Origin of the sequence: Clostridium boliviensis (genome assembly GCF_033342255.1) — a bacterium.
GTDB classification, from domain to species: Bacteria; Bacillota; Clostridia; order Lachnospirales; family Lachnospiraceae; genus Lacrimispora; species Lacrimispora boliviensis.
In genome coordinates this window covers 1-2,264 of sequence record NZ_JAWONS010000218.1, presented here as the reverse complement: position 1 = coordinate 2,264, position 2,264 = coordinate 1, and the positions used below count along the sequence as shown (strand labels likewise).

Here is a 2,264-nt window from a genome sequence, read left to right as displayed (position 1 = left end):
TATCTCTGGACGGTCGGCATCGATCAAAGAAGAAAAAGCCAATGTAGGTGATGCCACAAACTCACTAATGAAAATTTCCATTCCCAAAATCCCGTGTTCTTTAAGGTAAACCAATCCCGTCAGGATGTACCAACCCATGATCCAAAAAGTCGCCATTGAAGCAAGAACAATTCCTGCCCGGATGAATCGGTTCATCATTTCCTTCACCTCCTAGGGATTTTGGATCTCACTCCACTCCATTTCCTTTCTCTCATTCCTGACTCTTTCGTACTTCGGATTAGCATCTAGCTGGTAATCCGTAACCAACCATTTTTGCTTTTGATCGTCCCAACGAAGGGTCATTTTAAACGCTTTTGCTATGTCCGGACGGTATAAATAAACTTCCTTCACATACTGATCCGGTGTCATCCCCAAAACCACAGGCCCCGGGGAAAGCTGTACCTGTGGTACAGCGGCCATATCTTCCTCTACGTACGTATGTTTATCAGCCACTATGTGCTGCTTCGCCTTGGCTACATTCGCATCTATCCAAACCGCTTTATAAAAACTAATTGCGGTTTCCTGAGCGGCTTCAGACCGTTTTTGTTCACTATTTGAAGCGTCACTGTTGTGTTCGGTTTTGTTAAAGGCGCTGCAATAAGTTAACCCAATTGCAGCGCCCACCATCACAATAGCTACTATCGCCAAGGAAATGCCCCACTTCTTTCTCTTTGAAAACGCCACTAAGAACACTCCTTCACAGAGAACCTTTAACTCCAACCATCACAATGGAGGCAATCACTAAGAGCAAAGCAAATGCAATCGCTACAACAACAATGCATCCGATGAAATCCAGTAGCTTATTGAATAGCCCGATGAAAAACCTCATTGATTCCCCCCTCCTATTCTTTCAGGTACGGCATCGGATCTACTGGTTTGTTGTTAACATGAACCTCAAAATGGAGATGGGGACCGGTTGACCAACCGGCATTTCCAACCTCTCCGATTGGTTGCCCTCTTTTTACTTCATCCCCTTTCTTAACATAAATGCCGGAGCTAAACATGTGGCCGTAGACCGTTTTTAGTCCATTGCCATGATCCAACACGATCCAGTTTCCAAAGCCGGTTGCTGGCCCTGCCTCTTCAACGACACCATCAGCAGCAGCTACAATTGGCGTGCCTACGGGTGCTGCAATGTCTACTCCGTCGTGTTTTCTTCCCCATCGAGGCCCGTATTTGGAGCTTATCTGCCCGGTGGTCGGTACCGTCATCCTACCGCCACCAGCAATATGGACGACCATTTTCTTCAGTTCGGAATATCTTTCCATTACTTTTTTCACGTAATTTTGCGTTTCCGTAAATGGCGGAACACCGCCATGCCGCTCCACCGCTCCCGGCCCGGCATTATATGCGGCCAGGGCAAGCTCGACATTTCCGTTGTATCTGTCGAGCATCTGACGGAGATATTTGGCTCCCCCCATGATGTTTTCTTCAGGATTGCGGGGGTTTTGGACGCCCAAGGACCTTGCCGTTGCAGGCATCAATTGCATCAGACCCTGGGCTCCAACGGGGGAAACCGCGTTGGGATTCCCCCCGCTTTCCTGCTGAATAACCGCTGCGATGAGTGCTGGATCTAGGTTGTATTTTTCTGCTGCTTTATTTATCGCGCCGGCATACTTAACGACTTGTGGAAGTTGCCCATATAATGCGTTGTAATGGATAGATCGATTGGTTTCTTCGTTAAAGAGGTATAGCAGAGGCGCAAAAAACAAGAGGACACAGAAGATGAGAAAACCGACCGCGACAGCCGCCCCCAAACCAAGCCATTTAAACACAGCCCCTCCTAAAATCGTTCCGATATCAATGGGGCTTCTGCTTCTTTCTCTCAATTCGAACCACCACCAATTCCACCAATTCGATCCACCATGCTGACCACATTGTCTTTTCGGCTGCTATTTGCTGATTCAGGGAACTTCTTTGTCAACCTTAGATTCAGGCATTCTTGCTCGTCCGGGGAGCATTCCGTCTGCAATTCGATCCTTTTTTTGTGCCCGAGAATCAAAATTCCGTGCCCTCGGGCCTCACTTTTTCGAAGGATCTCAAGCTCTTTGTGGTTAAACTCCATGTCTGCTTTTTCAACCAACTCTTTAATGTCATGGTTTCGCAACCCCATATAGTGTTGAATTTCGCAGTTGTTAAGCACAGCCGTTCCCCATTTCCCGTTCGACAGGAAGTCGGCCATATTCTGGGTCGCTACACACAGTCCGCCTCCATATTTCCGGATC

General features: G+C 47.7%; 4 protein-coding genes. All 4 read right to left on the bottom strand.

Annotated features, from left to right (window positions below):
- A partial coding sequence (locus tag RZO55_RS14130) for a hypothetical protein (protein ID WP_318064917.1) occupies window positions 1-198 on the bottom strand: 198 nt, incomplete at its 3' end.
- Between the two features lie 12 nt (window positions 199-210).
- Window positions 211-723, bottom strand: a complete 513-nt coding sequence (locus RZO55_RS14125; RefSeq protein ID WP_318064916.1) for a hypothetical protein — start codon at window positions 721-723, stop codon at window positions 211-213.
- Between the two features lie 158 nt (window positions 724-881).
- Window positions 882-1,868, bottom strand: coding sequence for a peptidoglycan DD-metalloendopeptidase family protein (locus tag RZO55_RS14120; RefSeq protein WP_318064915.1), 987 nt, complete (start codon window positions 1,866-1,868; stop codon window positions 882-884).
- Window positions 1,865-2,264, bottom strand: a 400-nt coding sequence (locus RZO55_RS14115; RefSeq protein ID WP_318064914.1) for a hypothetical protein, incomplete at its 5' end; no start/stop codon positions are given. The genes RZO55_RS14120 and RZO55_RS14115, both read right to left, overlap by 4 nt.